The 26,987-nt window shown below is 64.4% G+C and carries 28 protein-coding genes and 2 pseudogenes; 12 read left to right on the forward strand and 18 right to left on the reverse strand.

The features are described from left to right. Positions 1-104: 104 nt before the first annotated feature. Complete coding sequence (locus art_RS02455) at positions 105-1,691, reverse strand: C69 family dipeptidase (RefSeq protein WP_253901451.1); 1,587 nt, start codon at positions 1,689-1,691, stop codon at positions 105-107. An 847-nt stretch (positions 1,692-2,538) separates the two neighbouring features. Here art_RS02455 and art_RS02460 point away from each other — a divergent pair. After that, entirely contained in the window at positions 2,539-4,044 is a 1,506-nt protein-coding gene (locus art_RS02460; RefSeq protein ID WP_052135923.1) for an amino acid permease, read from the forward strand. Here the strand turns inward: art_RS02460 and bioD are convergent. Genes bioD through bioB form a run of 5 tightly spaced genes read right to left on the reverse strand, consistent with a single transcriptional unit; the run spans position 4,041 to position 9,432 of the window. Further along, positions 4,041-4,745 (reverse strand): dethiobiotin synthase, encoded by a 705-nt coding sequence (gene bioD, locus art_RS02465; protein WP_038462269.1) that lies wholly within the window; start codon positions 4,743-4,745, stop codon positions 4,041-4,043. The two genes, art_RS02460 and bioD, sit on opposite strands and share 4 nt — an antisense overlap. Then, complete coding sequence (locus art_RS02470) at positions 4,742-5,860, reverse strand: cytochrome P450 (protein ID WP_038462271.1); 1,119 nt, start codon at positions 5,858-5,860, stop codon at positions 4,742-4,744. Before art_RS02470 ends, bioD begins: the two co-directional genes overlap by 4 nt. Continuing rightward, the gene (locus art_RS02475) at positions 5,857-7,002 is read right to left on the reverse strand and encodes an 8-amino-7-oxononanoate synthase (protein WP_253901452.1); all 1,146 of its coding nucleotides are present in this window, start codon (positions 7,000-7,002) and stop codon (positions 5,857-5,859) included. The genes art_RS02470 and art_RS02475 overlap by 4 nt, the downstream gene beginning before the upstream one ends. Continuing rightward, the gene (locus tag art_RS02480; protein WP_253901453.1) at positions 7,002-8,363 is read right to left on the reverse strand and encodes an adenosylmethionine--8-amino-7-oxononanoate transaminase; all 1,362 of its coding nucleotides are present in this window, start codon (positions 8,361-8,363) and stop codon (positions 7,002-7,004) included. The genes art_RS02475 and art_RS02480 overlap by 1 nt, the downstream gene beginning before the upstream one ends. Next, on the reverse strand, positions 8,356-9,432 hold the full coding sequence (gene bioB / locus art_RS02485; protein ID WP_038462272.1) for a biotin synthase BioB: 1,077 nt from the start codon (positions 9,430-9,432) through the stop codon (positions 8,356-8,358). Before bioB ends, art_RS02480 begins: the two co-directional genes overlap by 8 nt. A gap of 111 nt (positions 9,433-9,543) precedes the next feature. On the opposite strand from bioB, the gene art_RS02490 reads away from it, so the two are divergent. Next, complete coding sequence (locus tag art_RS02490; RefSeq protein ID WP_038468374.1) at positions 9,544-10,074, forward strand: TetR/AcrR family transcriptional regulator C-terminal domain-containing protein; 531 nt, start codon at positions 9,544-9,546, stop codon at positions 10,072-10,074. Between the two features lie 153 nt (positions 10,075-10,227). On the opposite strand, the gene art_RS02495 is transcribed toward art_RS02490, so the two are convergent. Both art_RS02495 and art_RS02500 read right to left on the reverse strand, forming a co-directional pair. Further along, the gene (locus art_RS02495; protein WP_367643782.1) at positions 10,228-11,373 is read right to left on the reverse strand and encodes an NtaA/DmoA family FMN-dependent monooxygenase; all 1,146 of its coding nucleotides are present in this window, start codon (positions 11,371-11,373) and stop codon (positions 10,228-10,230) included. Further along, positions 11,364-11,921: pseudogene (locus art_RS02500) on the reverse strand (SDR family oxidoreductase); the annotation flags it as partial. The pseudogene art_RS02500 and the gene art_RS02495, both read right to left, overlap by 10 nt. A 10-nt stretch (positions 11,922-11,931) precedes the next feature. On the opposite strand from art_RS02500, the gene art_RS22835 reads away from it, so the two are divergent. The 4 genes from art_RS22835 (at position 11,932) to art_RS02520 (ending at position 16,621) form a co-directional block, all read left to right on the forward strand. Further along, the gene (locus art_RS22835) at positions 11,932-12,471 is read left to right on the forward strand and encodes a zinc-binding dehydrogenase (RefSeq protein WP_253901454.1); all 540 of its coding nucleotides are present in this window, start codon (positions 11,932-11,934) and stop codon (positions 12,469-12,471) included. 763 nt (positions 12,472-13,234) lie between these two features. Further along, on the forward strand, positions 13,235-14,362 hold the full coding sequence (locus tag art_RS02510) for a sugar ABC transporter substrate-binding protein (protein WP_038462274.1): 1,128 nt from the start codon (positions 13,235-13,237) through the stop codon (positions 14,360-14,362). Positions 14,363-14,516: 154 nt separating this feature from the next. Then, positions 14,517-15,329 (forward strand): ATP-binding cassette domain-containing protein, encoded by an 813-nt coding sequence (locus tag art_RS02515; protein ID WP_052136873.1) that lies wholly within the window; start codon positions 14,517-14,519, stop codon positions 15,327-15,329. Further along, positions 15,326-16,621 (forward strand): sugar ABC transporter permease, encoded by a 1,296-nt coding sequence (locus tag art_RS02520; RefSeq protein ID WP_082000065.1) that lies wholly within the window; start codon positions 15,326-15,328, stop codon positions 16,619-16,621. The genes art_RS02515 and art_RS02520 overlap by 4 nt, the downstream gene beginning before the upstream one ends. Before the next feature lie 56 nt (positions 16,622-16,677). Here the strand turns inward: art_RS02520 and art_RS02525 are convergent, their stop codons facing one another. From art_RS02525 to art_RS02535, 3 genes are all read right to left on the reverse strand, one after another. After that, positions 16,678-17,418: a copper homeostasis protein CutC gene (locus art_RS02525; protein WP_052135926.1), complete on the reverse strand. Its 741-nt coding sequence runs from the start codon at positions 17,416-17,418 to the stop codon at positions 16,678-16,680. An 8-nt stretch (positions 17,419-17,426) separates the two neighbouring features. Further along, complete coding sequence (locus tag art_RS02530; RefSeq protein WP_038462277.1) at positions 17,427-17,708, reverse strand: Lrp/AsnC family transcriptional regulator; 282 nt, start codon at positions 17,706-17,708, stop codon at positions 17,427-17,429. A 98-nt stretch (positions 17,709-17,806) separates the two neighbouring features. Continuing rightward, entirely contained in the window at positions 17,807-18,199 is a 393-nt protein-coding gene (locus tag art_RS02535; protein WP_038462278.1) for a DUF3054 domain-containing protein, read from the reverse strand. 171 nt (positions 18,200-18,370) lie between these two features. Here art_RS02535 and art_RS22045 point away from each other — a divergent pair, with 171 nt between their 5' ends. Both art_RS22045 and art_RS02540 read left to right on the forward strand, forming a co-directional pair. Continuing rightward, positions 18,371-18,514: a hypothetical protein gene (locus tag art_RS22045; RefSeq protein WP_157875106.1), complete on the forward strand. Its 144-nt coding sequence runs from the start codon at positions 18,371-18,373 to the stop codon at positions 18,512-18,514. 101 nt (positions 18,515-18,615) lie between these two features. Continuing rightward, on the forward strand, positions 18,616-19,092 hold the full coding sequence (locus art_RS02540; RefSeq protein WP_038462279.1) for a VOC family protein: 477 nt from the start codon (positions 18,616-18,618) through the stop codon (positions 19,090-19,092). A gap of 6 nt (positions 19,093-19,098) precedes the next feature. Here the strand turns inward: art_RS02540 and art_RS02545 are convergent, their stop codons facing one another. Together art_RS02545 and art_RS02550 are read right to left on the reverse strand one after the other, a co-directional pair. Continuing rightward, positions 19,099-19,821: an ATP-binding cassette domain-containing protein gene (locus art_RS02545; RefSeq protein ID WP_038462281.1), complete on the reverse strand. Its 723-nt coding sequence runs from the start codon at positions 19,819-19,821 to the stop codon at positions 19,099-19,101. Beyond that, a complete protein-coding gene (locus art_RS02550) occupies positions 19,818-20,066 on the reverse strand; it encodes a hypothetical protein (RefSeq protein ID WP_038462283.1) in 249 nt (82 codons plus the stop codon). The genes art_RS02545 and art_RS02550 overlap by 4 nt, the downstream gene beginning before the upstream one ends. On the opposite strand from art_RS02550, the gene art_RS02555 reads away from it, so the two are divergent. Further along, on the forward strand, positions 20,065-20,367 hold the full coding sequence (locus art_RS02555; protein ID WP_216699578.1) for a hypothetical protein: 303 nt from the start codon (positions 20,065-20,067) through the stop codon (positions 20,365-20,367). The genes art_RS02550 and art_RS02555 overlap by 2 nt on opposite strands. Here art_RS02555 and art_RS02560 read toward each other — a convergent pair. Both art_RS02560 and art_RS23240 read right to left on the reverse strand, forming a co-directional pair. After that, on the reverse strand, positions 20,360-20,881 hold the full coding sequence (locus tag art_RS02560; protein ID WP_157875108.1) for a putative transposase: 522 nt from the start codon (positions 20,879-20,881) through the stop codon (positions 20,360-20,362). The genes art_RS02555 and art_RS02560 overlap by 8 nt on opposite strands. After that, positions 20,850-22,345, reverse strand: a pseudogene (locus tag art_RS23240) (putative transposase). The gene art_RS02560 and the pseudogene art_RS23240 overlap by 32 nt, the downstream one beginning before the upstream one ends. A 50-nt stretch (positions 22,346-22,395) precedes the next feature. Between art_RS23240 and art_RS02575 the strand changes: the two are divergent. The 3 genes from art_RS02575 (at position 22,396) to art_RS02585 (ending at position 24,811) form a co-directional block, all read left to right on the forward strand. After that, positions 22,396-22,710: a hypothetical protein gene (locus art_RS02575; RefSeq protein WP_038462288.1), complete on the forward strand. Its 315-nt coding sequence runs from the start codon at positions 22,396-22,398 to the stop codon at positions 22,708-22,710. A 149-nt stretch (positions 22,711-22,859) separates the two neighbouring features. Beyond that, complete coding sequence (locus art_RS02580; RefSeq protein WP_157875109.1) at positions 22,860-23,681, forward strand: hypothetical protein; 822 nt, start codon at positions 22,860-22,862, stop codon at positions 23,679-23,681. Positions 23,682-24,112: 431 nt separating this feature from the next. Continuing rightward, positions 24,113-24,811: an SDR family NAD(P)-dependent oxidoreductase gene (locus art_RS02585; RefSeq protein ID WP_253901455.1), complete on the forward strand. Its 699-nt coding sequence runs from the start codon at positions 24,113-24,115 to the stop codon at positions 24,809-24,811. 60 nt (positions 24,812-24,871) lie between these two features. On the opposite strand, the gene art_RS20770 is transcribed toward art_RS02585, so the two are convergent. The 3 genes from art_RS20770 to art_RS02600 form a co-directional block, all read right to left on the reverse strand. Next, a complete protein-coding gene (locus art_RS20770; RefSeq protein ID WP_052135928.1) occupies positions 24,872-25,870 on the reverse strand; it encodes a hypothetical protein in 999 nt (332 codons plus the stop codon). Continuing rightward, a complete protein-coding gene (locus art_RS02595) occupies positions 25,867-26,235 on the reverse strand; it encodes a GntR family transcriptional regulator (protein WP_038462292.1) in 369 nt (122 codons plus the stop codon). Before art_RS02595 ends, art_RS20770 begins: the two co-directional genes overlap by 4 nt. An 80-nt stretch (positions 26,236-26,315) precedes the next feature. Next, entirely contained in the window at positions 26,316-26,792 is a 477-nt protein-coding gene (locus tag art_RS02600; protein WP_052135929.1) for a response regulator transcription factor, read from the reverse strand. Positions 26,793-26,987 lie beyond the last annotated feature (195 nt).

The following is a 26,987-nucleotide window of genomic DNA, read 5'->3' on the forward strand; positions in this document are numbered from 1 at the left end:
CGGAGTGCCAGGTGCCATGCTCCTATCGAGCAGCCCTGCGCTCCGCTCAGCTGGCGAGTTACCCTCACCGACCGAGCAGAGCGCAGGCCCCAACGGCTTGGTGCTTAAGCGGAACGACGACGCGTGAGAAGCCAGAGGCCGCCGGCGCCAAGACCCAGCCCGGCAACACCGCTGAGCGCGATCCAGAGAGGCAGCAGCGCAGCACCGTTCATGTTCGCCGCCGTTTTTGCAGCGTTCGCACTGAAATCGGGCACGTTGGCCGGGTCGCCGTATTTGCCCTGGCGGTCGGCTGTGCTGCCGTCCGCCCAGCCCCCGCCGAGGTCGCAGTTCATGCGATCGCGCGAGGTGGCGCCGTCCAATTCCATGCTGAGACTGCGTGCCGACGCGGTTGTTCCGTCGGGTACATCGACGTCGGGCCTGTGGATCCCGCCGTCAGCAGCGCTCCGTGCAAGGATGTCGTCAAGCAGGTATCCGCCGAGAGCGAGACCGTCAAGAGCGGTCTCGTGAGTCAGAGAGGTGAGAACCTGCGCGCCACCCTTGGAGTCTCCGTCGGTGTACAGCTTCTGCGCATCGGCGATGACCTCCTCGTGCTGGCGAATCCAGCTGGTTTCCATCCCCTCGAAAGCATCCGTCACCTCTGCAAGGTAGTCCTTGGGACGGGCACACGTCGCGTACATCAGGCGTTTGAAGGTCTGGGTGGCGTATTCGGTCGCTTCCTGTTCCGCGTACTCGGGCGAGAGATAGTTGGCGGAGGCCCCGGCCGTGAGGTAGCGGTGCTGGGAGTATTCGACAGGTACGTCGTCGGTGCCGATCATCACGGGGATGTAAGGAGCGGTCACCGATGCTGTGGTCGCCACCCAGAGTGTGCGCAGTGCCGAATCGGTGATGTCGTCGCGCAGCTCAGCGACCTGCCCGTAGCCGGAACGGTCGTCGGACCAGCGCGGATCGCGAACGAGGCGCATCATATCCTGCAGACTCAGGGCGTCCATGGATTCAAGCTCGGCCTCGAGCGAGATCGGGTTGCGGTACGGCGAGGGATCGGTGGGATCGGCATCCACTCCTACGTTGAAGGGCCCGGTGGGGAACTCTTGTCCGTAGACCTTCTGGAGATTGATCGTATCGCCGCCGGGAGTCCACCACCCCTGTTTGGCTGCGACGTCCAGCAGGTTAGGTGAACCCACATAGTCGGGGTTGCTGCCCTTGATCGCGTCGACCGGGAAGTCCTGGATGTAGCCCGGGTAGGAAACGCGGATGTCATCCGCACTGAGCCTCTCGGCGGCCCAGAGACCCTCACCCCCGGAGAATTCGACGAATACCCAGCCTTCGTTCTCATCGGCGAAGATATGCGAGTTTCCGCCGTAGGTCGTGTAACCGTGCTCGTTGATAAGTTTGCCGAGAATGTCGACGGCGTCGCGTGCAGTGGTGGCCCGTTCCATGGCGATGCGGGAGAGATCGGAGTAGCTCGGACCGCTCTGGTCGGTGGGGGTCATGTCCCACAATTCCTCCCGAGAGTTCGACCACACGTCGCGGGCGGCGACTCCGTGCTCGTTCAATCCGCCGTTGGTGAGGGGCGACGGAAATCCTTCGAATTCGGAGTAGTTCGAGGTGATGTACCGGGCGGTCTCTTTGACCTGAGGAATCTCGGTGAGCACTCCCGGCATCTCGGCCGTTTCGGTGGCACCGACGGTCATCGTCGATCCCGCTGGGTGCTGTTGGCGCGGAACTACCTCGAGCCAGTGGCTTGACGGCTCGTGGCCAAAGCCGCCGAGCAGGGTGTGTCCGGAGTCGGAACGATTCTTGCCGATGTAAAAGGCGATGCTCTTGTCAGGGTCGCGGAGGTTGTCGGCGGATGCGGCTGTTGCGGTGGTGGATGCACCCGGCTCCGCAGGAGCGGCAGGTGCTGTGGAAGCGGATACCGCTGGTGCGAGCGCGACTGCGCCCGTGCCTGCGAGAATAATGGCGATACTGGCCGAGGCCAGACGTCGAAATAGGATTTATGCCTCCGGGCGGTTGAATGAATGTTAGTGAGTCATGGGCGACTTCAAATCGCCCCACCCTTGTCTATCCGGCGGTCAAACGCTTTGCCTAATCGCATTTCGGGGTGTACTCGCGCCCTTGCGTTAGCCGAATGCTGTGACGAAATATCGGCCACGAGTCCGCCCCACCCCGGCCCATGCCTCAGCCCAGGCCCTGTGGTCGAGGGGCTCCGCCTCGGGCGGGAAAGTGGCGTGAACCCCCCATCGAGATCGCCGCTGCATTGGGCGCCGCGCTGGTGGAGTGGCTTGAAGAGGGCGTTGCGGGGTCCTGAGGCAAAGCGCGGCGTCGGCTTGTCACTAGAGAGATCCGGGCGGCCGGGTGAGCAGGGAAAGCACTCATTAGTTCGGTCGAACCGAGTGATGCGCGCCACTGACTCCTGCTTTGTGACAATTTCCCGACATAATGGAGGGTTGCAGTTTCACCGGGAACCAGACACCACCGGTCCCTCAAGAGGCATTCCGGGCCCCACAAGGACCACCAGCCAGGAGTCACATTCCACCCATGAGTCAAGTTTCTGTACAACCTGAGCTCGATCCGAAAGCGCACAGCAGCGCAAACGACAATGAACTCAAGCGCGGCCTGAGCAGCCGACACCTTCAGATGATCGCGATTGGCGGGGCCATCGGCACCGGCCTCTTCGTGGCCTCCGGCGGCACCATCTCACAAGCCGGTCCCGGCGGCGCCCTGGTTGCCTACGCTCTGGTTGGCCTCATGGTCTTCCTGCTCATGCAGTCCCTGGGGGAGATGTCCGCCAAGATCCCCGTGGCAGGCTCTTTCCAGACCTACGCGACCCGCTTCGTGTCACCGTCCTTCGGCTTCGCCATCGGGTGGAACTACTGGTTCAACTGGGCCATCACCGTTGCCGCCGAACTCGTCGCAGCCGGCATCATCATGGACTTCTGGTTCCCGGGAGTGCCCGGCTGGGTCTGGGCTGGCAGCTTCCTGGTGCTGCTGACCGGCATCAACGCGCTCTCGGCCAGGGCCTTTGGAGAGAGCGAATTCTGGCTCTCGTCAATCAAGGTCGTGGCAGTCCTCCTGTTCCTGGTGGCCGGGGTACTGATGATCTTCGGCATCCTGGGAGAAAACTCCCCGGGAATGAACAACTGGCAGAACCGCGAGGACGTCTTCCACGGCGGCTGGGTGTCCATCATCTCCGTCTTTATGATCGCCGGATTCTCCTTCCAGGGCACCGAACTTGTGGGCGTGGCCGCCGGCGAGGCCAAGAATCCGCGGCGGGAAGTGCCGCGCGCCATCCGCTCGGTCTTCTGGCGCATCATGATCTTCTACATCGGCGCCATCTTCGTCATCGGCTGCCTGATCCCGTTCACCGACCCGAGCCTGCTCGCATCGGGTGAGGCGGACATCGCCGCCTCACCCTTCACCCTCGTCTTCGAACGCGCCGGCATCGCCTTCGCCGCCGCACTCATGAACGCCGTCATCCTCACAGCCATCCTCTCGGCCGGCAACTCCGGGCTTTACGCCTCAACCCGCATGCTCTACGCCATGGCGCACGACGGCAAGGCCCCCAAAATCTTCGGCCGCACCAACTCCCGCGGTGTGCCCATGGCCGCCCTGCTGGCCACGGCCGCCGTCGGGCTGTTCGGCTTCCTGAGCGCCATCGTCGGCCAAGGCGCCGCCTACTCCTGGCTCCTCAACGTCTCGGGGCTGTGCGGATTCATTGTGTGGGCAGGCATCGCCGTCTCGCACTACCGCTTCAGAAAGGGATTCCTCGCCCAAGGAAACAAGGTCAGCGACTTGCCGTACAGGGCGTCCTTCTTCCCCATCGGCCCCATCCTGGCCTTCGCAGTCCTGATCCTGGTCATAGCCGGGCAGAACTACGAGGCCGTCCTGGCAGGCCGCGGCGTGGAAGTCCTCTCGTCCTACATCGGCATCCCGATCTTCCTCGGCCTGTGGGTCATCCACCGGATCGTCACCAAATCCAAGCCTGTCAAACTGCTTGAAATGGACCTCACCGGCCCGGACGACACTGAGGAGCCCGCCGTCTAGGGTTGGTCGGCCCGCGCCCATGCGGGCAGGTTCAGCCAGTGGGGGGACATTTGGCGAAAGGCGCTCGGGTCCAACTCCGAGGCCTTGGCCGGCAGACTCCCCAGAAATGGAGCTCCAGCCTGGTTTTGCAGCGCTTCGAGGTTGCTCCGTTCAATGGTCGACGGCGTTGCAGGCCAGGAGCCCACGACCAGGGCTGGTGTGTGGTGGCCCTTGTGGCGCAGGGCCTCCAGTGTCAGCCGGGTGTGGTTCAGCGTTCCCAGGCCGCTGCGGCACACCACCACGAACCGCGTCCTGACAAGGCGCTGAGTTTCCGCCGCGACGTCGCGCAGGGTGCGACCGTGTCCGTCCAGCTCTACCAACAACCCGCCGGCGCCTTCGACGAGCACATGCTGATGGGACGCGGCCAGTTCCATGATGCGGTCCACATGGAGTTGCATGTCCGGCAACTCCCGCTCCGCCAGCTGGGCGGCAGCCCGGGGCGCCATGGGTTCCCCCAACCGGATCCCCTCGTGAACCGCGCCGACGCCGCTGAGCCGGGCAATCTCGTCAACATCGCCGTGACCGTCTGCTGCAACGCCCGTCTGGGTTGGTTTGTACACGGCCACGGTGGCGCCCGAGGCCGCAAGTGCGGCAGCCAGGGCAGCCGTGGTCAGCGTTTTGCCCACGTCGGTGTCGGTGCCGGTTACATAGGTGACGGTCATGGGGTTCCCTTGTTAGTTGCTTTGGCATTGACGCTCAGCGGAGACTGGAAGGAAAGCAGCCGCAACCACCGCGGAGGTGGGCCCGCCAGCTCAAGACCAGGCAGCGCGCGGGCTGTCTCCTCAAGGACCAGCGCGGTTTCCAGCTCGGCCAGCTTGGCGCCCAGGCACCGGTGCAGGCCATGTCCGAACGCCAGAGAAAAAGCTGTGTGACCGGACTGCTCCGGGTGCCGGCCCGTCAGTTCCAGCAGGATCTCCGCACCGGCGGGGATGGGGCGCCCTGCCACGTGGGTGTCCTGCAAGGCCTCGCGGCGCCATGTATGGACGGAGGACTCCGTGGCGAGCACGTTCCTGACATGGTCGCGGGCTGCATCCGGATCGGCCAGTGCGGACCAGCCGCCGGCCGAGCCCGGCTCCGCGGGGCCCGCAACGGACTCTGTCACTCCTGTGCGTTCCAGTCCACGGAACAGGACCGTGTTGATGAGTTGCGAGGTGGTTTCCTGGCCGGCAATGACCAGAAAATACCCCAGTGAACACACCTCGGCGCTGGAGAGCCCGGCAGCGTCCAGGACGCCAAACAGCGATTTCGTTCCCCTGGCAGCGGCCGCCTCCAGCCGCAGCCAGGAGTAGAATTCGCCAGCACTGGCAGCCAGCAACAACTGCCGATCGGGGTCGGGCCAGCCCCAGAAGAGTTCAAGGGAATCCGTGCTCCACCGCTTCAGGAGGTCCAGTTCCGGAATTTGCTGCCCCGTCAGCTCCGCCATGACCGCCGGTGGGATGTGCCTGCCCACAGACTCCGCCAAATCCACCGGGCCCCGTTGCAGCGCAGTGCTGGCAGCCGCCAGCCTGTGCCGCGCCAGCTCCCTGACGAGAGGCTCGATGGCTGCGACCTTTGCGGGGGTGAAGAACTTGCCCACCAGGGTGCGCACCGCACGGTGTTGGGCCCCGGTCGCGGATGCCAACACCGGGGGCAGCGCAAAGCGGACCTTGCTGAGGATGCGCAGGGTGGCAGGGGCCAGCGGCACCACCGAGGTCAAGGCGTTGGTGGGGGCAAAGTCCTCCGTGCGGCGCATGATGTCCCGCACCTGGGTTGGATCACCGACTATCAGGTAGCTCATGACGGACCTCCATCCGGCCCGAAGGCCACAGCTCGGGCCACGGTGGCGGCAGCCCACTCCAGTTCGGCTGCGGAGATATTGGCCCGGGCCGTGAGCCTGATTCGGGACACGCCGTCGGGCACGCTGGGCGGGCGGAAGCAGCCCACGGACACCCCCTGTGACCGCAGCGCCGATGCCACGGCGGCGGCCTGGCCGGCCGATTCCACCGGGATGGACTGCACGGCGCCGGCGGCCGCCGGAACCCCGCAGCGGGCGGCCAGCGCAGCCGCGTTCGCAAGCACCTGGCCGGCCAATTCGGGTTCCTGCCGGATGATGGCCGCTGCCCGTGCTGCTGCGGCTGCCGCGGCCGGTGCCAGGGCCGTGTCGAAGATGAACGTCCTGGCCGTGTTGACCAGATGGTCCCGCAGTTGGGCCGAGCCCAGCACGGCCCCGCCCTGAGACCCGAGCGCCTTGGACAGCGTCGCGGTGACGGCAACATGCGGCGCACCGGCCAGGCCGGCGGCGTGGACGGCGCCCCGCCCCTGGCCCGCCACGCCGATCCCATGGGCCTCATCGACCAGGAGCAGGGCGTCAAAGCTGGCGCAGAGCGCGGCAACGGCGGCCAGATCCGCCGCGTCGCCCAGCACCGAGTAAATGGATTCCAGCACCACCACTGCCCTCGGCTTGGTGCGGCCGGCCAGGGCAGCCGCAATGGCTGCCACATCGTGGTGGGCCACCTCGACGGAGGGGGAGCGGGAGAGCCTGATGCCGTCAAGCAGGGAGGCGTGGACGTGGGCGTCGTGGATCATCAGGGTGCCGGGGCCGCCCAGGGCCGTCAGGATGCCGATGTTGGCGGTGTAGCCGCTGGAAAACACCAGCGCCGCCTCCTGGCCTGTGAGCAGGCGCAGCTGCGCCTCCAATTCCTGGTGTGCCGCCGTGGTGCCGCACACCACCCGGGAGCCGCGGGCCCCGGCGCCGTGTTCGATTAGGGCCCGGGTGGCTGCCTCAATGACGCGGGGATCGGCGGAGAGGCCAAGGTAGTCGTTGGAGGCTAAATCGACCAGCCCGGCCTGTGGTTCGGTGCTGCGCAGGAGGCCGCGCCGTTCGCGGACATCGGCACGTGAGCCAAGCCAGGCCTGCATGGCCGTGGTTGCGGCCGGCATCAGCCGTGCACCCGGGCGACGGCGGTGCAGATGCCGGCCCCGATGGCGGCCACATCCCCGGCCGAGCTGACAAAGGGCGGCATGGTGTAGATGAGGTTGCGAAACGGCCGGATCCAAACGCCGCATTCCAGTGCCGCTGCGGTCACGGCGGGCACATCGACGGGCCCGGCAAGTTCCACCACGCCCACGGCACCCAACACGCGCACGTCCCGCACCGAATTCAGTGCACGCGCCGGGGCCAGGCCTGCCGCTAGCCCCTGTTCGATGCCGGCCACCCGATGCTGCCATCCCGACGTTGCGAGCAGGTCCAGGGAGGCCGACGCCACGGCGCACGCCAGCGGGTTGGCCATGAACGTCGGCCCGTGGAGCAGCGCCCGGAGCGGGGAGTTGGTGACCACTTTGGCCACGTGGCCCGAGCACAGCATGGCGGCCAGCGTCAGGTAGCCGCCGGTCAGGGCCTTTCCCACGCACATGATGTCCGGAACCACCTGTGCCCATTGCGAGGCGAACAGTTTCCCGGTCCGGCCAAAGCCGGTGGCAATCTCGTCCACAATCAGCAGGAGACCATGCTCATCGGCCACCCGCCGGGCGGCGGCCAAGCATGCGGGGGCATAAACATGCATGCCACCGGCGCCCTGCAGTACGGGTTCCACAATGATGGCCGCCAGCTCGGCGCTGTGGGCATGAACCGTTGCCTCAAGGGCATCAATCCATGCAGCCACCTCATCCGGGCAGGCGGTGAGCGTTCCGGCGGTCAGCCGGGCCGCGGGCGGACGCGGCAGGAACAATTGCTTGGCAATGTTCGCGGGAAAGGCGGCGTGCATGCCATCCACGGGGTCGCACACGCCCATGGCGGCGAAGGTGTCGCCGTGGTATCCGCCGCGCAGCGCCAGGAAGCGGTTGCGTCCTGGCCGGCCGCACCCCAACTGGTACTGCACGGCCAGCTTGAGGGCCACCTCAACGGAGACCGAGCCGGAGTCGGCAAAGAACACGTGGTCCAGTCCGGTCAGTGACACCAGCTGTTCGGCCAGGCGCACGGCGGGCTCATGCGTCAGGCCGCCAAACATGACGTGGCTGAAACGGCCGGCCTGCTCCGCAAGGGCCGCATCCAGCGTGGGATTGCGGTAGCCGTGGATGGCCGACCACCACGAACTCATGGCATCCACCGCCTCAAAGCGGGTGCCGTCCGCAGCGGAAAGGCTCAGCCGCGTGCCCTGCGCCCCATGCACGGCATACGGCGCGTCACCGTCCAAGGGCGCATAGGGGTGCCACAAGAGTCCCTGGTCGCGCTCGATGAGTGTGGTGCGGGCAGGCGGCGTCTCCGCCATGAGGGGGATCGCCGAGCCTGTGCCATCAAGCATTGGGGGCCATTTCCGTGCCGGCGCCGCGGCGGCGAATGGTGAGGGACCCGCCGCCGAACGTGCCGCCGTCGTCCGGCTCCTGGGCCTGCTTGCTGCCCAGGACCACGAAGCCGTTGTCCGCAATCATGTCCAGGTCCGCCGTGGCCTGCTGGCCCTCGCTGGTGAGGTAGTCGCCCAGGAACAGCGAATTGGCCACGTGCAGCGCCAGCGGCTGGAGTGTGCGCAGATGCATCTCGCGCCCGCCGGCCATGCGCAGCTCCGTGGCGGGGCAGGCAAAGCGGACCAGGGCAAGCACGCGCAAGCAGGCGGCGGGGGTCAGCAGCCAGGTGCCCTCCAGCGGGGTCCCGTCGAATGGCATCAGGAAGTTCACGGGAATGGAATCGCTGCCCAGCTCGCGCAGGGCGAACACGGCGTCAATGAGCTGGTCATGGCTTTCGCCCATTCCCACGATCACCCCGGAGCAAGGGGACAGGCCGGCGTCCTTGGCCTGCTCCACGGTACGCACGCGGTCGGAGAATTCGTGCGTTGAGCAGATGTCCGCATACATCTCCTCGCTCGTGTTCAGGTTGTGGTTGTAGGCGTCAACCCCCGCGGCCTTCAGCCGCCCTGCCTGTCCCTCCTTGAGGATGCCCAAGCAGGCGCACACCTCAACGTCCGGGTGCTGGTCCTTGAGTTCGCTGACCATGCCGGCCACGCGGTCCACGTCGCGGTCGCTGGGGCCCTTGCCGCTGGCCACCATGCACACGCGGGAGGCTCCGGCGCGGATGCCGGTGGTCGCCTGTGCCACGGCATCCTCGGTCTTGAGCCAGGTGTATTTCAGGATCTGGGCGGCCGAGCCCAGGCGCTGCGAGCAGTACGTGCAGTCCTCCGGGCACAGCCCCGATTTTAGGTTGACCAGGTAGTTCACCTTCACGGTGTTGCCGAAGTGGGTGCGGCGCAGGCGCGCTGCCGCGGCCACCACCTCGAGCAGCTGGTCGTCGGCGGATTCGAGGATGGCCAAGGCCTCCATGCGGGTCAGGGTGGTGCCGGTCAACTGCCGGCCGGCGAGGTCATCAAAGTAATTGAACACTGTTCAATTGTGGGAGTTGGTGGTGCACCTGTCAATTGGACCCTCGCAACATGAGGCAAGATGGAGGGGTGCCGCTGGAGTATGCCAGCACAGTTGAAAGGACCGGATGCCGTGGCGCTCACTCGTGAGCAGATAGTCGATGCCGCCATGACAATCCTGCGCGACTACGGGCTGGCGGACCTCTCCATGCGCCGTCTGGCCAGGGATCTTGAGGTCCAGCCCGGCGCCCTCTACTGGCACATCAAGAACAAGCAGGACCTCCTCACGGTGCTGGCCGGGATGATCCTGGACGCTGTTGGGGAAGCAGCATCCCTGCACGAATGGGCGGTGTCCATTCGCACCGCCCTCCTGTCCGTGCGCGACGGCGCCGAAGTGGTGGCGTTGGCCCATGTCCTGGCACCAGAAGGACCCTCGCCGCTGCTGCAGCTGCGCCGGCTGCTGGCCGGGCGGGGACTGTCCCCGGAGGGGGAGCGCTGGGCCGCAGCTGCGTTAATCAACTATGTCCTGGGTGCCGTCACCCAGGAACAGACCCGTGCAGGGCTTGCACGCGCGGGCCTGTTGGCTGAGGCGGACAGCGGGGCGGATGCTGCCTTTGACTTTGGGCTGGGTCTCTTTTTGGCCGGGCTGGGTGACGCCCCCTAACTGCGGGACGCGGGGCGGGTACGGGGCGCCCCTGGGCAAGCTGCCCACGCAAGGTCGTCCCTGAATACGCTGTGCGAAACAGTCCGCGCCGTTGCAGTTCCGGAACCGCCAGCTCTACAGAGTCGTCCAGCGATTCCGGCTGCCGCGGAGGCATCAAGTTGAACCCATCGGCGCCTCCACCCTCAAACCACCGCTGCATTTCAGCTGCCACCTGCGCGGCGCTGCCCGCCATGGTGGCGTGCCCTCCGCCGGCAGCCGGCCGGCCCAGGAGCTGGCGCACTGTGGGCCGCCCCGTCTCGACGATCCGCAAGATGGTGGCGTAGCGGCGCTGCGGTCCGGTGAAGTCCGACGCCGGCACGAGCACGGGCACGGAGCATCCAGTTCCCAGCCGCTCGTGTCGCACTGGACAAAGCGGCCCAGTTGCGCCAGGGACATCTCCTTCGGCAGGAAGGCGTCAACGGCCGCCTGCTTGGCGCGTGCCCCGGCTTCGGTGCGGCCGATATAGGTCACAGGCCCAGGCATGATCGCCACCTTGTCCGGGTCGCGGCCGGCGCCGGAAATGCGTCGCTTGACGTCGCCGTAGTACTCATGCGCGCTCGTCAGGTCGTAGGCGACGGCGTATATCCCCTCGGCGTAGGAGGCCGCGAGTCGACGCCCCGGCTCCGAGGCCACTGCCTGAAAAGTCACGGGGTGGCCCTGCGGGAACCGCGGCACGTTCAGGGGCCCCTCCACGGTGGAGTGCTCCCCGGCGTGGAGCAGGGCGCTGATCGGCACCGGGTCGGCAAACTGTCCCTGCCGGTCCCTCATCAGGGTCCCGCCGACCCAGGAAGTCCACAGGGCCAAGGTCACGTCACTGAACTCCGCCGCCCTCGAGTAGTGTTCCTGGTGCGGCGGCAGGGCAGGCAGGCCGGGGTCGCGCGCCTCGGCGTCAAACATGGACGTGACGATGTTCACCCCGGCGCGCCCGCCGCTGATGTGGTCCAGGGACGCCAGCATGCGGGCCGCGTGGCAGGGCTCGTAGAACGTGGATGAACCAGTGCTGACCAGGCCGATCCACTCCATCGCCCGGGCCATTGCGGCCACCATGATCAGTGGCTCCAGCTGCCACAGCGACCCGGCGGCGGGGTCGTCCGCGGACTGGCCGTCGGCAAGGAAGACGGCGTCAAAGAGTCCCCGCTCGGCGGCCTGGGCAAGCCGTCCGTAGTAGCGGATGTCCGCCAGCTCGTTGACCGGGGCGCCGGGCAGCCGCCAGGAGGCGCCGTGGTGCCCGCAGCCGTGCAGGAAAACGTTCAGGTGCAGTTGGCGGCGCGGGGGAAGCTACTCCACCAATTCATCACCAATCCGCCGTCGACCATGAGGTTTTGCCCGGTCACCAAACGAGCCCAGGTTGAGGCGAAAAACAGGACGGCATCTGCAAGCTCGGCCGGAGTCGTGACCCTGCACAAGGGCGTTGCCGCGGCGATGTAGTCAAACACTTCCTCCGATGTCGCGGCGCTTGCGTCCCTGGTGCGCAGGAGCACTCCGGAGCCCATGTTCACCCTGATGTTCTCCGGGCCGAGGTCCACGGCGAGAGTCCGGGTCAGCGACAGGAGGGCCGCCTTGGCGGTCGTGCAATCGTGGTACGGGACCACGGGGTTGTTGAAGAGGTTGGAGCCGATATTGACGATCCTGCCGGAGCCCCGTGCCTTCATCCCGGGGAGCGCCGCCTGGGCGGTGTTCAGCAGGGCGCGCACTCTGCCGGAGAATTGGGATTCAAAGTAGGTCCACGGGATGGCGCCGGCGGTTGCCCTGGCATCGCCATAGAGGGAAAAGTCGGCCAGGGCATTGTTCACGACGGTGGTGACCGGCGCTGTGCTGATGGGGCTCACCGCCGCCGCCATGGCAACCGACCGCGGTGCCCGCGTCATCGTCTCGGACGCTGATCCTTCGCGGCGGGCCGCAGCACTGCGCTTTGGCGCGGTGGCGACGGTCGATCCCTTGGCTGATGCCTCCTCAGCAGCTTCCTTGGCCGGCGTGCTTGCGTCCTTGGGGCTTGACGACGGCGTGCAGCTCGCCATCGAGGCGTCCGGCTCCGCCCCAGCCGTGTCGCAAGCCATCTGTTCCCTGGACATTGGGGCAGTGGCGGTTTTGGTTGGCAGCGTCCACCCCGTAGACAAGGTCCCCGTTGACCCCGAGGCCATGGTTCGCGGGCTCAAAACCATCCGCGGCGTCCACAACTACACGCCGCGGCACCTGATCGACGCCGTCTCTTACCTGGAGGAACGGCACGACGCTTACCCCTTCGCCGAACTCGTCAGCCCCACCAATCCGCTGTCCGAGCTGGACTCGGCCATGTCGGAAGCCGCCAAGGGCACCCATGTTAGTGTCGGCATCATCCCCAACCCGGGCTACATTTGATCTGTTGGAGCGGCTCTGCAATGGATGATTCCGCCCAATTTCACCCCCTGTTGGTGGTTGGTTATTGGGTGTAAAACTGGCTCTTGTGACTAATACGAAGGTGGGGTGGGTCAGGCTGGGGCCCACCATCCCGGCTGTCAGCGTTCAAGCCGCTGTCGCCCTGGAAGTTTTCGCCCTGGCTGTTTCCGGCAGGGGTGCAGAGCACTCCGTCCTGGTCTTACCGGCGGTGTGCGACATGCCAGATCATTCGATCCCAGCGGCTCCGCCGAGGTTTGGCTGGAGACTGCGCGCCGAGAAGGGGCCAAACTCGCAGCATTCTGACCGTGTTTCGTCGAAAATGGTGCAGGCTCGCGAGAAGGGCGCAACCTTGGTGGCATATCGCGGCTCCGGGCCATTCTCGGCGAAACAAGAAGCCACACGCTACGGCCCAGGGTCATTCTCGACGAAGCACACCCCCTCCCGTACGAGTTTCCCGCACCCCTGCACCAGGAAACAGGGCCGGTGTCCGGTACCAGAGCGATGGATCGCCACAACAGCCCTCCAGCCGAGCGAAAGGGTTTGAAGACGTGACGGTCCGACGGCGTGACGGTCCGACGGTCCCACGGTGAACCCACCCACGGAAGAGCATAGAGTCGTATTTGTCCGGATTTCATCGTCTGGCCAGCTGGGCCAATAGCCCCGTACAACCCTTGACGCCAACACCGCCGAGTGCCACGCTGAGACCAACCGCCAAAGCGGGCGGCGCGTATTTGGAGGTATTTCCATGAAGATAGCGACGATGAGATCGGTTGCCGCCGGCGCCGCTATCCTGCTGACACTGGGTGCCCTTGCCGGGTGTTCAAATGGGGCCCAAAATCCCCCCGCCACCGGCGCCGGCGGCGGCTCGTCAGGCCAGGGTGGAAGCAGCGCCCAGATTGGCCTGCTTCTTCCGGACTCGGTCACGGCCCGCTATGAAAGCGCAGACAAACCGTACTTCGAAGCCAAAGTCAAGGAACTCTGCGCAGGCTGCAAGGTGCTCTACGCCAATGCCGACGGCGATGCAGCCAAGCAGCAACAGCAGGCGGAGTCGATGCTCACCCAAGGGGTGAAGGTTCTCGTGTTGGACCCTTTTGATGGTGAGGCAGCGGCCGCGATCGTCGCAGAGGCAAAGGCAAAGAGCGTTCCAGTCATTTCCTACGACCGCCTGATCAACAGCGCGGATCTGAGCTACTACATCTCGTTCGACAATGTGAAGGTTGGCGAGTTGCAGGCCACCGCGCTCGTTGACAAGCTGAAAGCCGACGGCGTGAAGCCCGGTGACGGCGGCATTCTCATGGCCAATGGTTCGCCAACCGACAACAACGCCAGTCAGTTCAAGTCGGGGGCCCACAAGGTCATCGACGCCAGCGGCTACAAGGTTCTCGCCGAGTTCGACACACCCGGGTGGGAACCCGCCAAGGCCCAGGACTGGGTCGCCGGCCAGCTGACCCAGTTCAAGGGCCAGATCAAGGGAGTGTATGCCGCAAATGACCCAGTCGGTGGCGCTGCCATCTCTGCAATGAAGGCAGCCGGCGTTTCACCGCTTCCCCCGGTCACCGGACAGGACGCCGAGCTCGCAGGAATCCAGCGCATCCTCGCCGGAGACCAGTACATGACGGTCTACAAGGCCCTCAAACCGGAAGCCGAGAAGGCCGCCGAGCTCGCCATCGACCTGACCAAGGGCGATTCGCCGAAGGGTGACGTCACGGTGAAGACCAAGGGCGGTGCAGAGATCCAGTCGTTCCTGTTGGTTCCGGTCGCGGTCACGGTGGACACCATTGAGTCCACGGTGGTGAAGGACGGCTTCTACACGGTGGCCGAGATCTGCACCGCAGATTACAAGGCGGCCTGCGACAAGGCAGGTATCAAGTAACGGCTGCACCCGGCCGGCGCTGCTGCGAAGCGACGCCGGCCGGGTGTACGTCCAAGTCCGGCCCGCCACTCGTTTCAACGCCGATTCGAAGGAGACGTTCGTGACATTGCAAGCATCCTCAATCCACCAGGCCGAGCCCACCGGAGAGCCGGTGATGAGCCTGCGTGGCATCTCGAAGAGTTTCGGCGCAGTCAGGGCCCTGGATGCAGTGGACTTGGACATCTTCCGCGGTGAGGTCGTTGCGATTGTTGGAGACAACGGTGCGGGCAAGTCCACGCTCGTGAAAATACTGGCAGGGGTGCATCCGCAAGATTCCGGCTCGATCAGCTTCGACGGCAAGCCGGTCTCGATACCGTCACCGGCCGCATCGCGAACCTTGGGATTGGCCACCGTGTTTCAGGACCTCGCCCTTTGCGACAATCTCGACGTTGTATCGAACCTGTTTCTTGGACGTGAGGTGGGCAATTTCACCCTCAACGAGGAAGAAATGGAGAAACGGTCGTGGGAGTTGTTGCGGCAGTTGTCCGCAAAGATCCCGTCTGTGAGGATCGCTGTCGCGTCACTCTCCGGAGGGCAGCGCCAGACGGTCGCCATTGCCAGGTCGCTGATCGGTGAACCGGCGGTGGTCATCCTCGATGAGCCAACAGCCGCACTCGGTGTCGCGCAAACTGCGGAAGTGCTCAACCTCGTGGAGAGGCTGCGCGAACGCGGTCTCGGGGTGGTGCTGATCAGCCACAACATGGCAGACGTGCAGGCAGTTGCCGACCGGGTCGTCGTCCTTCGGCTGGGACGCAACAACGGTGATTTCATGATTGCAGATGTCAGTTACGAAGACATCATCTCCGCGATTACCGGTGCCACTGACAATGCGGTGACGCGGCGCGCCAGCGCACAGCTCGCCGATGGCAGGGCTGGGGATGCCGGACAGGGACTTGGGCCAGACACAGGGGAGGGCCTGCCATCATGACAACGCCGAGCAGTCCTGCGACACCGTCCCCGCACGCGCCCAAACCCCCGCCCGAACCCCCGTCCGAACTGGCCGCCGACCGGCAGGATGAGCGGCTCGCCCGCAACGACGGCATCAGCGGCGCCATCGCGTCATTCCGTGTCCGGGTGGCGGGCGGTGACCTCGGATCGCTGCCGGTGGTGGTGGGCCTGATTGTCATCTGGGCCATCTTCCAGATCATGAACCCAAACTTCTTGTCAGCAAACAACCTGGTGAACCTGTCGCTGCAGTGCGCTGCCACCGGCACAATCGCGATCGGGGTGGTGCTGGTGCTGCTGGTGGCCCAGATCGACCTCTCGGTCGGCTCCATCAGCGGGCTGTCCGCTGCGATCCTCGGTGTGGGCATCACGGTCGGCGGGTGGCCGATCTGGGTGGCGATCGTGGTGGCGCTGGCCGTTGGCCTCCTGATAGGGCTCATCTACGGGCTCTTGTTCACCCGGTTTGGAGTTCCGACATTCGTGATCACGCTGGCCGGGCTGCTCGCGTTCCTCGGCTTGCAGTTGCGGGTGCTGGGCCCGAACGGGTCAATCAACCTGCCCTACGACTCGTGGATTGTGCAATTCGCGCAGGGCTGGTTTCTGCCGCCGTGGCTTGCCCTCGTGGTGGCTGTTGTTGCAGCGGCGGGCATGTTCATCTCGGATTGGCTGCGTGCCAGGCGACGCCGGTCGGCGGTGCTGTCTACCGGCCCGGTCTCGCTGATGATCATCAAGAGCGCGTCACTGTTGGTGGTCTTGGTTGTTGCCGTCGCCTATTTGGCGACCGACCGCGGCATCGGGCTGATGTTCCTGCTGTTTGTGCTGCTGGTGGTGGTGATGAACTTCTTCCTGGTCCGCACCCGCTGGGGGAGGGCAGTCTTTGCCGTCGGCGGCAACGTGGAGGCAGCACGGCGTGCCGGGATAAAAGTCAACCGGATCTACATTTCGGTGCTCATGCTCGGTACACTGTTCGCGACGATCGGCGGCCTGCTCGCCGCGGCACGGCTGACCTCGGCAAGCCTGTCCAGCGGTGGCGGTGACACGAACCTCGTCGCCATTGCCGCGGCCGTTATCGGCGGAACAAGCCTGTTCGGCGGACGCGGCAGCGCGTACTCGGCGCTGCTGGGCATCCTGGTGATCCAGTCAATTTCCAACGGGCTGACCCTGCTGAACCTGGATTCGTCGATCCGCTACATGATCACCGGTGCGGTGCTGCTGCTTGCGGTCATCATCGACTCGCTGTCGCGTCGCTCGCGGGCGAGCCACGGACAGGCGTAGCACTTTCTACGAAAGCGCCCGCACCTGCCGGGGCCCGCGTCTGTCCGTGCCCGAGACTAAGCGGGCGCCAGTGCCCGGGCCGCCCGCCCCGCCTCCGCAACAAGTGCTGCATCGGTGGCGAAGTAGCTGTGGTCTTCAGCCTCGGCGGAGGCGGTCAGGGGTTCAGGGGGACGCTGGTTGACCGTCCTCTTTGCTGAGAGGTGCACATCGCGCAGCCCTGCCGCGTGGAACGAGGCAAAGTCGGAAACATCAACCCCGCCTCCGGCCATGACAGCCAAGGCGCCACCGGCAGCCGCGTGCATGGCCTGCAACTGGGCTATCCCGTCGCGCGCCCGCACAGCCCCGCCGGAGCTTAAGATGCGCTGCACCCCAAGGCTGGCCAACCGCGGAACGGCAGTAACGGCGTCGTCCATTGAAAGATGGTCCATGGCACGGTGGAAGGTGATGTGCAGGCCGTCGGCGGCAGCGATCATGGTCTCCACGGCGGCGTAATCAATGCCGTCCTGAGGCGTCAAGGCGCCGATGACAACACCGGTGGCACCGCCGTCGTGCAATGCCTTGATCTCGGCAACCATGAGCGCAACCTCGGCGGAGTCATACGCGTAACCTCCCGGACGGGGCCGGACCAGGGCGTGGATGGGCAACGCCGGTGCAGCGGCCCTGACACTGCCGATGAGACCTTGCGAGGGCGTCAGGCCGCCTAGTTGCAGGGCGCTGCACAGTTCTATGCGGGCTGCGCCGTGGGCTGCGGCCAACTGTGCGCCGGGGACGTCCTGGACGGCAATCTCCAGGTGCATTCCCGGGCTCAGTGGTCGAAGCCGAGGGCGAACGCGGCATCCAGGTCGTGCTGGGAATAGGCGCGGAAGGAGATCTGCGTGGTGGTGGAGACCACGGACTTCACCTTGGAGAGCTTATCGGCGATGACGTCGGCGAGGTCCTCATGCTTCTGCACGCGGGCGATGGCGATCAGGTCCCACTCACCCGTCACCGAATAGACCTCGCTGATGCCCGCAAGCTCGGAAATCTCCTGGGCGGACTCGGGAATCCGCGTTGCATCGGTTTTGATCAGGACAAAAGCGGTGATCACAGGTGTGGTCCTTGTCGTGTGGAAGTTCAATGGAAAAAGCTCGGGACAGGGCCCTTGCTGTGGGCCGTTTGTCCTAGTCGATCGTAACGCAAACGCTACTAGTTGCGGGGTTGTTGGGTGCGCCGCGTCACGCGGGCGCCGATGAGCCGGTGCCCGAGCAGGAACAGCGCCAAAACCAGGGTGGCGACGATGACAAACGGCAGTTCGGCGGTGCTGCCGGAGAGGATGCGCAGCAGCATGCCGCCCGCCACCGTGATCAGCCACAGGCAGACGCCTTGCGGCCAGAGGCGCAGCGGCGCCTTCCACATGCGGGTGACGAGCCAGCCCGCGGCCAGGGCTGCCAGAAACGGCCATGCCGTGGCCAGTACGCCGCCGGCCGTGAGGCTTTCACTGTGTGAACGCCGGCCCGACAGGGCAAACGCCAGCACCAGCACGATGTCTGCGGCGGCCGTGTAAAGAAGAATTTTGGGGGTGGTTTTTGTCTGTGTCACACAGAGCAGTTTAGTCGCAAACTTGCGTGGGCCATTTTGCCCGATCCATGGCCCACCTCAGGAAGGGTCCGGCCGTGTCACGCACGGTGCTCTCGGGCATCGTCCGCCGCACCGCCTCCTGGGTCTGTGGGCTCGGCGGTGCGCTGTAAGTTTCTGCTGGGTACGGCGTCCATGTCCAGCAGCCGGAGCCTGGCCGGATTCCTGACTTCCACACCGGCGCTGTGTGCCGGGGTTGTTGCGTTTATGGCTTGGTTTGTGCTCTTTCTGGTGAAGAACGACGCAGTCAAGGCCAAGCCCCGCCGTCGGCCGCGGTAAAACTACCTGCAGTAGGCATTGATGCCGGGGTGCTCGCGTTCTAGCCTTTTTTGTAGGCCCGCAGGGTTCCTCCTGCGGGGCAACTGGCGGGAGTGGTGGCGATGAGCGGCATTGGTACGTGTTTGTGGTTTGACGGGCGGGCTGAAGAAGCCGCGAATTTTTATGTTGGGCTGTTCCCCAATTCCCGGATCGGGGAGATCGCCCGCTGGGGCTCCGAGGGGCCCGGCGTTCCGGGGTCGGCACTGACCGTCGCCTTCGAACTCGATGGGCGCAGTTTCCGGGGATTGAATGGCGGCCCCGAGTTCACGTTCAATGAGGCAATTTCCTTTGAGCTGTACTTTGACAGCCAGGCGGAACTGGATGCGAAGTGGAATGCCCTGACTGCCGACGGCGGCGAGGAAAGCATGTGCGGCTGGCTCAAGGATAAGTTCGGTGTTTCCTGGCAGCTGGTGCCCACCATGATGCCGGGCGTGCTCAACGGTCCCGACGCTGAGGGTTCCGGACGGGCCATGAAGGCCATGATGGGCATGCGCAAGCTGGTGATCGCGGAGTTGCAGGCCGCCTACGACGGCCAATAGTCGAGGCTAAAGGTACTTCAGGAACCGCTGCGGCGCGTCCATGAAGGATCGCCAATTCTGCACGAGCTCAAGGTCTTCCCAGACGTTGGGCCGCAGCCCCCAGCGGCCCACCTCGTAGATGTTGGCGCCCGGCAGGGATGCCAGCATCGGCGCGTGGGTGGAGAGGATGACCTGGGAATCGCCTTCGTCCAGCAACTGCGTCAGGACACTCAGCAGCGAGAGGCAGCCGGAGAACGACAGCGCCGATTCGGGTTCGTCGAGGATCCAGAGGCCGCCGCCGCGAAACCTGTCCGTGATCAATTGCAGGAACGACTCGCCGTGGGACATTTCGTGGAAGCGGATGTCGGGCCTGCCCGTGGAGGGGTTGTCCTCGAGGTAGGTGAAGAAGCCGTGCATGGTTTCGGAGCGCAGAAAGTAGCCGTATTTGCTGGCACCAGGGTTGCGCCGCACGCGCAGGCCGCTGTGGAGGTTGGACTCGGTGGGGCGGCTGTGGTGCATGGCGCCGGTGGATCCGCCCTCCGGATTCACGCCGTAGGCCATGGCAATGCCCTCGACCAGGGTTGACTTGCCGGAACCATTCTCGCCCACAAAGATGGTGGCACGGCCCAGGTCCAGGCCCTCCCGCAGGACCTGCTGCACCGGGGCCAGCGTGGCTGGCCAGACGTCGGGGTTGGGCGGGTCGAATTCATTCAGGCCGACGTGGGTCACCGGCGTTGTACCGAACGTCATGGCTGCGGTTCCTCCCGCGGAGGGGCGACTTCCCTCGGTGTGGCCAGTCCCTCGACAAGCACGACGGCGGGAATCTTCGCCAGTTCTGTTGGCCCCAGGCGGAGCTCGCCGGGGCAGGGGCGCGCCTCGTGGACGATCCCGAGCCCCTCAAGCGCCAGGCGGACTTCCGGCATGAGCAGCGTGGTCCGGTCGTTGCTTGTCATGGTGCCATCCTGCCAGCTCGAGTCTGGGACACTGGATAACATGGCTGTCTCCTTTGAATGTGTCACCAGCACGTCGCGTGGCATGGCTGAGCTGTTTGCCCTGTCGCGGAGCATTGACACGCACACCGAGTCGATGGCAGGGTCCAGGGAAACCGCTGTGGCGGGTGTGACATCGGGCCTCATCGAACTGGGCCTGGAAGTATCCTGGCGGGCCTGGCACTTCGGGCTCCCGTTGCACATGTCGAGTCGAATCACCGCCATGGAGGTGCCGACCCGATTTGTGGACGAGCAGGTCAAGGGCCCGTTCCAGTACTCAGGGCTCCTGACGTCACGATTTAATTGATGAGAGCCGGAGCCTTGGTTTTGATGGCGTATTTGAGGATCAGGTCGGTCCCGGGGTAGCGGGTTTTGGTGCTGGTGAGGTGGGCACAGAGTTCGGCGGCGGCCGCGGTTTTGGCCTTGGTTGGCAGCGGATCGAGCCTGATGGTGAGGTGGCCGGGCTCGCTGGTATCGATGTCGCCGGTCTGGTTGAACATCTGACGCATGAGGGCGTGGGCTTCCTGGTTGGCGCGCCGGTAGCCGGTGTTGGTGCGGATCTCCCTCGCGATCGTCATCGCGGTGTTGTAGGCGGCCATCCGGATCCCGGTGTGGATCATCTTCACCTCTGTATCCAGGACTTGTTGGCCGGGGTTTAGTTCTCCGAGGTGGAGCTTCGCCGGGATCTTCTTGTGGGCCTTCTCCGCAGCAATCAGCACGTTCTCTGCTTCCCAGAGCGGCGTCATGGCTTGGTTGTGCATGGCACTGGTGACCGTGACGGTCAACTCTTTACTGCCTTCTTCCGGGGTTTTCAGGGCCATCAGGTTGATATCGGCGATGGCAGCGGCCTCGGAATGAACGTTTCGTGCGGCGACAACTTTTTTGGTAGGCCTTGGCCTTGGCAGGGTTCGGCACCAAACGGTCCTGATTGTCATCACTGGAACTGTAGGAGTCGTGGCAGTCGAGCTCGAAGTGCATGCGGGCGTAGCGGAACTTGTTTTCCTGCCACCGATTCCCCATCCGATACACCACCTCCCCGGCTGGGAGGGCCCGGTCGGTGGTGAGGATGTGAATTTGCCGGGTTCCGCCACCGGTGGTTCCCACGATTCGGCTGATCTGCCGGATGGTGAAGACTTCACCGGTCTTCTTCGTTGTTGCCAGGGGCAGGTCTACGAGCGTGTCAGCCACCGACCAGGTCTTCTCTTCACGGTGCTCGTCGGTGTGGGACACCTCGGTGAACAATTTCTCTTCGATGTCTTTGGTGGTGCCTTTGCGCCAAGTCAAAACATCAAAACCAGTCGCATTCATGTTCTTGAACAACGCCGGGGACCAGCCTCCGCGGTCAAAACCAACCAACACCCGCCGCTCGTCACCCACCGCGGTGCGCAGTTCCGGCAGGAGATCGCGCAGCTCCGCGGCCAGGGACGCACCCGGGGCGGCCATGACAACAAACACGGGGGCGCCGTGGGCATCGGTGACCCAGGTTTCCTCGGTCGCCGGGACCGGGAACTTGAGCCTCGTTGAGTAGAGTTTTCCAATCTTTTTCGTGCCCTGGTAGGCGCGCACATGCCCGTCAACGTAGAGGATCGCGGCCAGGTCCTCACCGCCAGGACCAGTGCCGGCCAGATGGTGTTTGGCTAGGGCGGCAATCAGTTCCTGGGCTTTTCCGATTTCGGCGAGTTGGCTGATCCTGCGACGGATGGTTTTCACTTCCGGGGCCGATCCAACGCCAACACCCTGCCCAGCTCTTCCGGGTCGAAACGGGTGGCACCCTCGGCCCGGGCCGCCCCAGCCAGTGCCCGCAGCACACTATCAATCAGGATCGTTTCCAGCCCGTAGAAACCGTTCGGCAAGGACCCGTACACGTCCTTCGCGCAGGCGAGCAGGCCGGTACTTTCCAGGGCAGGAAAGGCCAGAAACAATCCGGCATGGCGACCATGGGCGGACGGGAAAAATACCGGGGCCGCACCTTCAAGCAGACCGGCGGCAGCACGCTCGGCGGTGCGGGGCGCCGGCGCTGGCACGAGCGGCAGCTCAAACAGTTGCGCCGGTACTGGTGCTGGTTCCAATGCTTCGGGTAAACCCGCAGTCGCTGCTATTTCCGCAGCGTCAGTAGTGGCTTGTTCCGCAGCGATTTTCAAGGCCCGACGGACGCTGAACTCAGAGACGCCCACCGCGTTGCCGACGGCCTGCTGGGACAGGCCGCTGCTGTGCAGTTCCACGATTCGGGTGATGACAGTGTCGGTCAGCCGGGATGCTTTCTTCGGGCCCTTCTTTTCCGGCACCAACGCAACAATGCCGCCCTCAGCCAGCAACTGTTTCCATAACCAGACCGTTGACGGGTGACACCAAAGACGGCGGCGATCTCAGCGACTCCGGCGGCACCATCACCTACACCGACAAGGGCATCACCGTCATCCTCGACCGGCCCGACAGCCCACGCATCGCCGGTGCCCTGACACTGCTCACCGACGAACTCAACAACACCCCAACCAGGCTCCCCGGCGACCACCGGACCCTCACCTACAAGGTCGCCGAAGCCAGCCAAATCACAACGAAAACAAAAAAACCTACTTCAGGAGGTCTGAGCCTCGAAGCGTTTCGTGGGGCTGGGACTTTGTGGATGTCCTGGCTCAGTATTTTGGGCTGAAATTGTAAATCATCCTACTCGAGCATAAGGTTGCTGGGCCTGAGTTCAAGCATGGCGAGTCATGCGCAGCTAACATGCTCAAAAGTTTGACCGCTGGTGACAGGAGAGCTTCTTAAAATGTATTTTGTCTTATTGGAGAATGAATAGTTTTGAAAAAAGAATTATCGCATGCAGGTTCGCCGTCGCGCAGGTCGGTGGCCATTGGAGCGGCTTGGTCGGTGCCTGTTATTGCGGCAGCCATCGCGGCCCCAGCCGCCAGTGCATCCCGTACCAGTTTTGAGGTCTCTTTCGGAGCCGAACCGAAGAACGTAGCTGTCGGCCAGGGGTTCTCGGCTGTTGCTATCCAGTTGACGGAAGCTGGGCTGCCGGCAGACGGGCTGATTGCCTACACCACTTCTGGCCCTGCGGCTGTGACGAACGAAGGAGCAACCGCAACGCAAGGGACTCTTCAGGCTGTAAGTGGTATGGCAGCAGTTGAGGGGCTTGTTCGAACCGGTCCTGGTGAAATCACGATCGTCGCCACTCACGTCTCCACCGACGGCATCAGTGTCCAAGCGGTACTTGCGATCGCAGACCGTGTGGTGATGCGCGTTGACTATGACAAAGACGTAGACGCCGACATTAATTCGGAAATGCCGCGCCGGCCACTGCTTCATACGAGCGTATTTCCGCACTACTACCTTCGTGTGACGCAGATTGCAGGTCCCATGGATGCTGCGGTATGGCCCGTAGTCGTAAACAAGACAGCAATTGGGGGATACTTTGGTGTCTACAGGCCCGAGGGTTCCCGCGACGGCTACCGAACTAACACAGGAATCGTCGATCAAAACGCAGGGCATGACTATTCAGGTGATTTCTATCAAGATAATGCCTATGAACGTGTAAGCGTGAATGTTGAAGTGATCCACCGAACTGGCCTTGGCACAGAAACCGCTGTCGCGACTACCGAGGTCGTCTGGGAATCGGTGTAACGAAGCGACTCGACGATTCCTGCGGTGCCTAGCAGCGCTTTTGGCCTATCAGTGCGAGTGGCAGAGTGCTGTTATCTAAAAGCCATGAGACTCTTCCCTGGTATTCCTATGAGAACCGGGGAAGAGTCTCCAGGACTCCGGCCTGGGTCTGGTGAGGCAAAGGCTTCCTCGAGACCGAGCAGCCGGAAGTAGAAGCCGGCCATCAGATCTAGATCCAGGCAATCAAGTGGATGGATGCAAGTGCTCCTACGCGTTCAATCATGGTTTCCAAGTTACAGGTGGCTTTGCGTCTTGAAAATGCCGGCAATTCCCTTGACCAGTGTTCCCCCATGGAATGGCGCTGGTTAAGCACGGAACAAACATCGAGGAGCTTCCCATGGACACAACCCGCATCGCACTGGTCACCGGCCACAACCAGGGCGTGGGGGCAGGTGGCCAAGGCGCTCGCAGCCCAGGGACTGACCGTGTTCATCGGTTCGCGAGACCTGGCACGCGGCCAAGAAGCGGTCAGCAACATCGGTCACGGGGCCATGGCGGTGCAGCTCGACGTGACCGATGCGGCATCCATCGCCGCCACTGCGGACCGCATCAACCGGGAAGCGGGCCGCCGGGACGTGTTGGTAAACAACGCCGGCATTTCCAACACCTTGAAGGGCACCTTGACCATGGACGACTACGTGCCTGCGGCCCGTGCCAGCAGGGCCTCGCTCGACGAGGTCCGCGCGGTGTGGGACGTCAACGTCTTTGGTGTGCTTGCCGTCTACCAGGCCATGCTGCCCCTCCTTGCGCAACTGGCGGGCGCTCGCATCATCAACGTCTCCAACCGTGTGGGCTCACTGGCGGCGAACGCGGACCCGCGCTATCCAGCCCATGGGCAGTTCGGCCCCACCTACCCGGCATCCCAGGCAGTCCTGAGCACCATCACACTCGCCATCATGGTGGAGCTGGAGCAGACCGGCTTCAAGGTCAACTTGGTCTCGCCGGGGTTCACCAGCACCAATCTCAACAACTTTGCCGGCACCCAGAGCGTTGAGGACGGATCCCGTGAAGTGGTGCGTGGGGCGCTGCTCGGCCAGGACGGCCCCACTGGCATCTTCACCCGCTGGGAGAATGAAACAATTCCCTGGTGAGGGAAGTCCGACGGCGGATTGCCCGCCATGGGTGCCGCAGCCGCCTGGGTAGTCTGGCTGTCAGACAGTTGCGGAGGCGAGCGCTGCCTGTGCGTTGAAGAGCGCTGCCGCGGTTGCCGGATCCCTGACCGTCACCGTCAGGCTCCGCCCCTCCGCGTCCTTGACGCGCAAGGCCTCACCATTGCGAAAAACAAGGGCCACAGAGCTGTTGGAGCCAATTCGAAGTCCCCAGCCCAAGAATTCCCCCAATCCACGCACCGCTGAAACGTCCGCGATCGTGGAGGCGGTGGCCGGCATGGTGAAGCGGCCCAGCCCCAGCAACGTGGTGCAGCGCAGGCCGCGGTGGTCCACGGTGACGTTCCAGCGGCCGCAAACAATGCCCAGAACCAGCAGGACGCCTCCAACAGGCGCCAACGCCCACATGTCTGTGGACACTGATGCAACCAGCAGTCCGGTCCCGCCAACGCCGCCAGCGAGCAGGAACACCCAGCCCGTGATGTGCTCGCTCCAGACCGCGATTTCCCCGGCACCCAGGTTCATGGGTGCAACCTCCGCCCCGGCACTGTCGGAAATTGCCAGGGGGCGCCCGCCCGCGACCAGCATGCAGAGCAGGCCATAGGCCACGCCGGCAACTGCCAGGACAAGCACGGCATTTCGGGGATCCGGTGCCGCAAGCGGATCAACAAGCCCCAGCTGCCGGTGCAGTACCAGCGGTACCGACAGGGCAATGATGAACGCGACGGCCGACAGTGCGCAGACATTGCCGCGGCGCCCCCAGCCAGTGAGCTTTCCGCTCCATTGCATAATGCAGAGCACTAGCACCATGGCCAGTGCCGAGCCGGACATTTGCAATGAGATGGCCAACGGGGAACCCTGCGTATTGACGGCTCCGGACGCCCAATCCCACTGCTGCGCGATTTCCTGAGGCAGACGGGGCAGCCAGCTGATGGCCAGTAACAAACCAGCCAGGATGATGCCGATGGTTGGGACAACAACGCCCAGCCACAGCCGCGGGTCCGGGGTGTCGTCCACCGGTTGCTTGTTCAAGGTTGTGGTCATGGTGTCTGGGTGCTTTCAAGTCGTGAACGGAAGAGTCCCAGGATCGTCTCGGCTGGCAGCTCAAGGCCCTTGAGCTGGTTGATGGCGTCGTCCAAAATTTTGGCGGCGCTGTCCCGGGTGGATTCCGGCACCGCAGTGACAACAGCACCCCGCCCCCGTCTCAGTTCAATGAGCCCTTCGTCCCGCAATCCCTGATAGGCGCGGAGGACGGTATGGAGACTGACATCCAACGAGTCACCCAGCGCCTTGGCACTCGGCAACCGCTCGCCATCGCGGATGGAGCCGTTGAGGATGCCCTCACGCAACGCCTGGGCGATCTGCTCATGCAGGGGAAGCGCCTCGTTGGGTGTCAGTCGAATCAACATGAAGCAAGTCTATTGTTATATGAATAACATAACAACTTGAAGGGTGTTGGGCCGCGGCGCAACGGTGATTCGGGAACGGGTCAATGCACCAGGCCCAGTGTGTAGGCCACGAGCACGGTCTGCACGCGGTCTCCCATACCCGGCTTCGCGAGAATCCTGTTGATGTGGTTCTTCGCAGTTGTCGGCGTCAGGTAAAGGCGCTGGTTGATCTCAGTATTGGATAGTCCCGTAGCGATGCACGGGAAGACGTCGTGTCGCCGCCGGCTAAGAAGTTCGACGGCGGATCTGCCCGGTCTCGCTGGGCCCCCAACTGCCGCAGTGGTCCTCACACAGTGCTCCACGAGTGCCCGGGTGACGCACTGCTCCACGGCGGATTCACCGCCGGCGACCGTGCGCATTGCCTGGGTGGGGATATCCGGCGTCGTGCTTTTGAGCAGGAAGGCGCTGGCCCCCGCGCTCAGACCGCCAAAGGCGTACTTGCCGAGGTTGAAGGTGGTCAGTACGATCACCCTGCCGCGGAGGCGGGTGTTGATTTTGGTGGCCCCGGTGCCGCCCATGCGGACCAGCGGCTGGTCGTCGATGACGAGGATGTGGATGGGGGCTGTTTTAGGCAGTGCTCACCTCGGTGTCATTCGGGTGACATGGCAAATGTTGGGAGTCAGCGCCAGCTAGGCGGTCGTTCACAAGCACCCGGCCAGCCCCCGGCCGGCGCTCGCCTCTGGAAGCGGAGTGCCGTTGTTGGCAATGCCCAC

Origin of the sequence: Arthrobacter sp. PAMC 25486 (assembly GCF_000785535.1) — a bacterium.
GTDB lineage: Bacteria > Actinomycetota > Actinomycetes > Actinomycetales > Micrococcaceae > Specibacter.

Bases quoted from the DNA above. Each gene is read 5' to 3' on its own strand.
- art_RS02455 (WP_253901451.1), bottom strand. From the start codon at position 1,691: ATGACCGTCGGTGCCACCGAAACGGCCGAGATGCCGGGAGTGCTCACC.
- art_RS02460 (WP_052135923.1), top strand. From the start codon at position 2,539: ATGAGTCAAGTTTCTGTACAACCTGAGCTCGATCCGAAAGCGCACAGC.
- bioD (WP_038462269.1), bottom strand. From the start codon at position 4,745: ATGACCGTCACCTATGTAACCGGCACCGACACCGACGTGGGCAAAACG.
- art_RS02470 (WP_038462271.1), bottom strand. From the start codon at position 5,860: ATGAGCTACCTGATAGTCGGTGATCCAACCCAGGTGCGGGACATCATG.
- art_RS02475 (WP_253901452.1), bottom strand. From the start codon at position 7,002: ATGCCGGCCGCAACCACGGCCATGCAGGCCTGGCTTGGCTCACGTGCC.
- art_RS02480 (WP_253901453.1), bottom strand. From the start codon at position 8,363: ATGCTTGATGGCACAGGCTCGGCGATCCCCCTCATGGCGGAGACGCCG.
- art_RS22835 (WP_253901454.1), top strand. From the start codon at position 11,932: ATGGGGCTCACCGCCGCCGCCATGGCAACCGACCGCGGTGCCCGCGTC.
- art_RS02510 (WP_038462274.1), top strand. From the start codon at position 13,235: ATGAAGATAGCGACGATGAGATCGGTTGCCGCCGGCGCCGCTATCCTG.
- art_RS02515 (WP_052136873.1), top strand. From the start codon at position 14,517: ATGAGCCTGCGTGGCATCTCGAAGAGTTTCGGCGCAGTCAGGGCCCTG.
- art_RS02520 (WP_082000065.1), top strand. From the start codon at position 15,326: ATGACAACGCCGAGCAGTCCTGCGACACCGTCCCCGCACGCGCCCAAA.
- art_RS02525 (WP_052135926.1), bottom strand. From the start codon at position 17,418: ATGCACCTGGAGATTGCCGTCCAGGACGTCCCCGGCGCACAGTTGGCC.
- art_RS22045 (WP_157875106.1), top strand. From the start codon at position 18,371: ATGTCCAGCAGCCGGAGCCTGGCCGGATTCCTGACTTCCACACCGGCG.
- art_RS02540 (WP_038462279.1), top strand. From the start codon at position 18,616: ATGAGCGGCATTGGTACGTGTTTGTGGTTTGACGGGCGGGCTGAAGAA.
- art_RS02545 (WP_038462281.1), bottom strand. From the start codon at position 19,821: ATGACGTTCGGTACAACGCCGGTGACCCACGTCGGCCTGAATGAATTC.
- art_RS02555 (WP_216699578.1), top strand. From the start codon at position 20,065: ATGGCTGTCTCCTTTGAATGTGTCACCAGCACGTCGCGTGGCATGGCT.
- art_RS02550 (WP_038462283.1), bottom strand. From the start codon at position 20,066: ATGTTATCCAGTGTCCCAGACTCGAGCTGGCAGGATGGCACCATGACA.
- art_RS02560 (WP_157875108.1), bottom strand. From the start codon at position 20,881: ATGGCCCTGAAAACCCCGGAAGAAGGCAGTAAAGAGTTGACCGTCACG.
- art_RS20770 (WP_052135928.1), bottom strand. From the start codon at position 25,870: ATGACCACAACCTTGAACAAGCAACCGGTGGACGACACCCCGGACCCG.
- art_RS02595 (WP_038462292.1), bottom strand. From the start codon at position 26,235: ATGTTGATTCGACTGACACCCAACGAGGCGCTTCCCCTGCATGAGCAG.
- art_RS02600 (WP_052135929.1), bottom strand. From the start codon at position 26,792: ATGGGCGGCACCGGGGCCACCAAAATCAACACCCGCCTCCGCGGCAGG.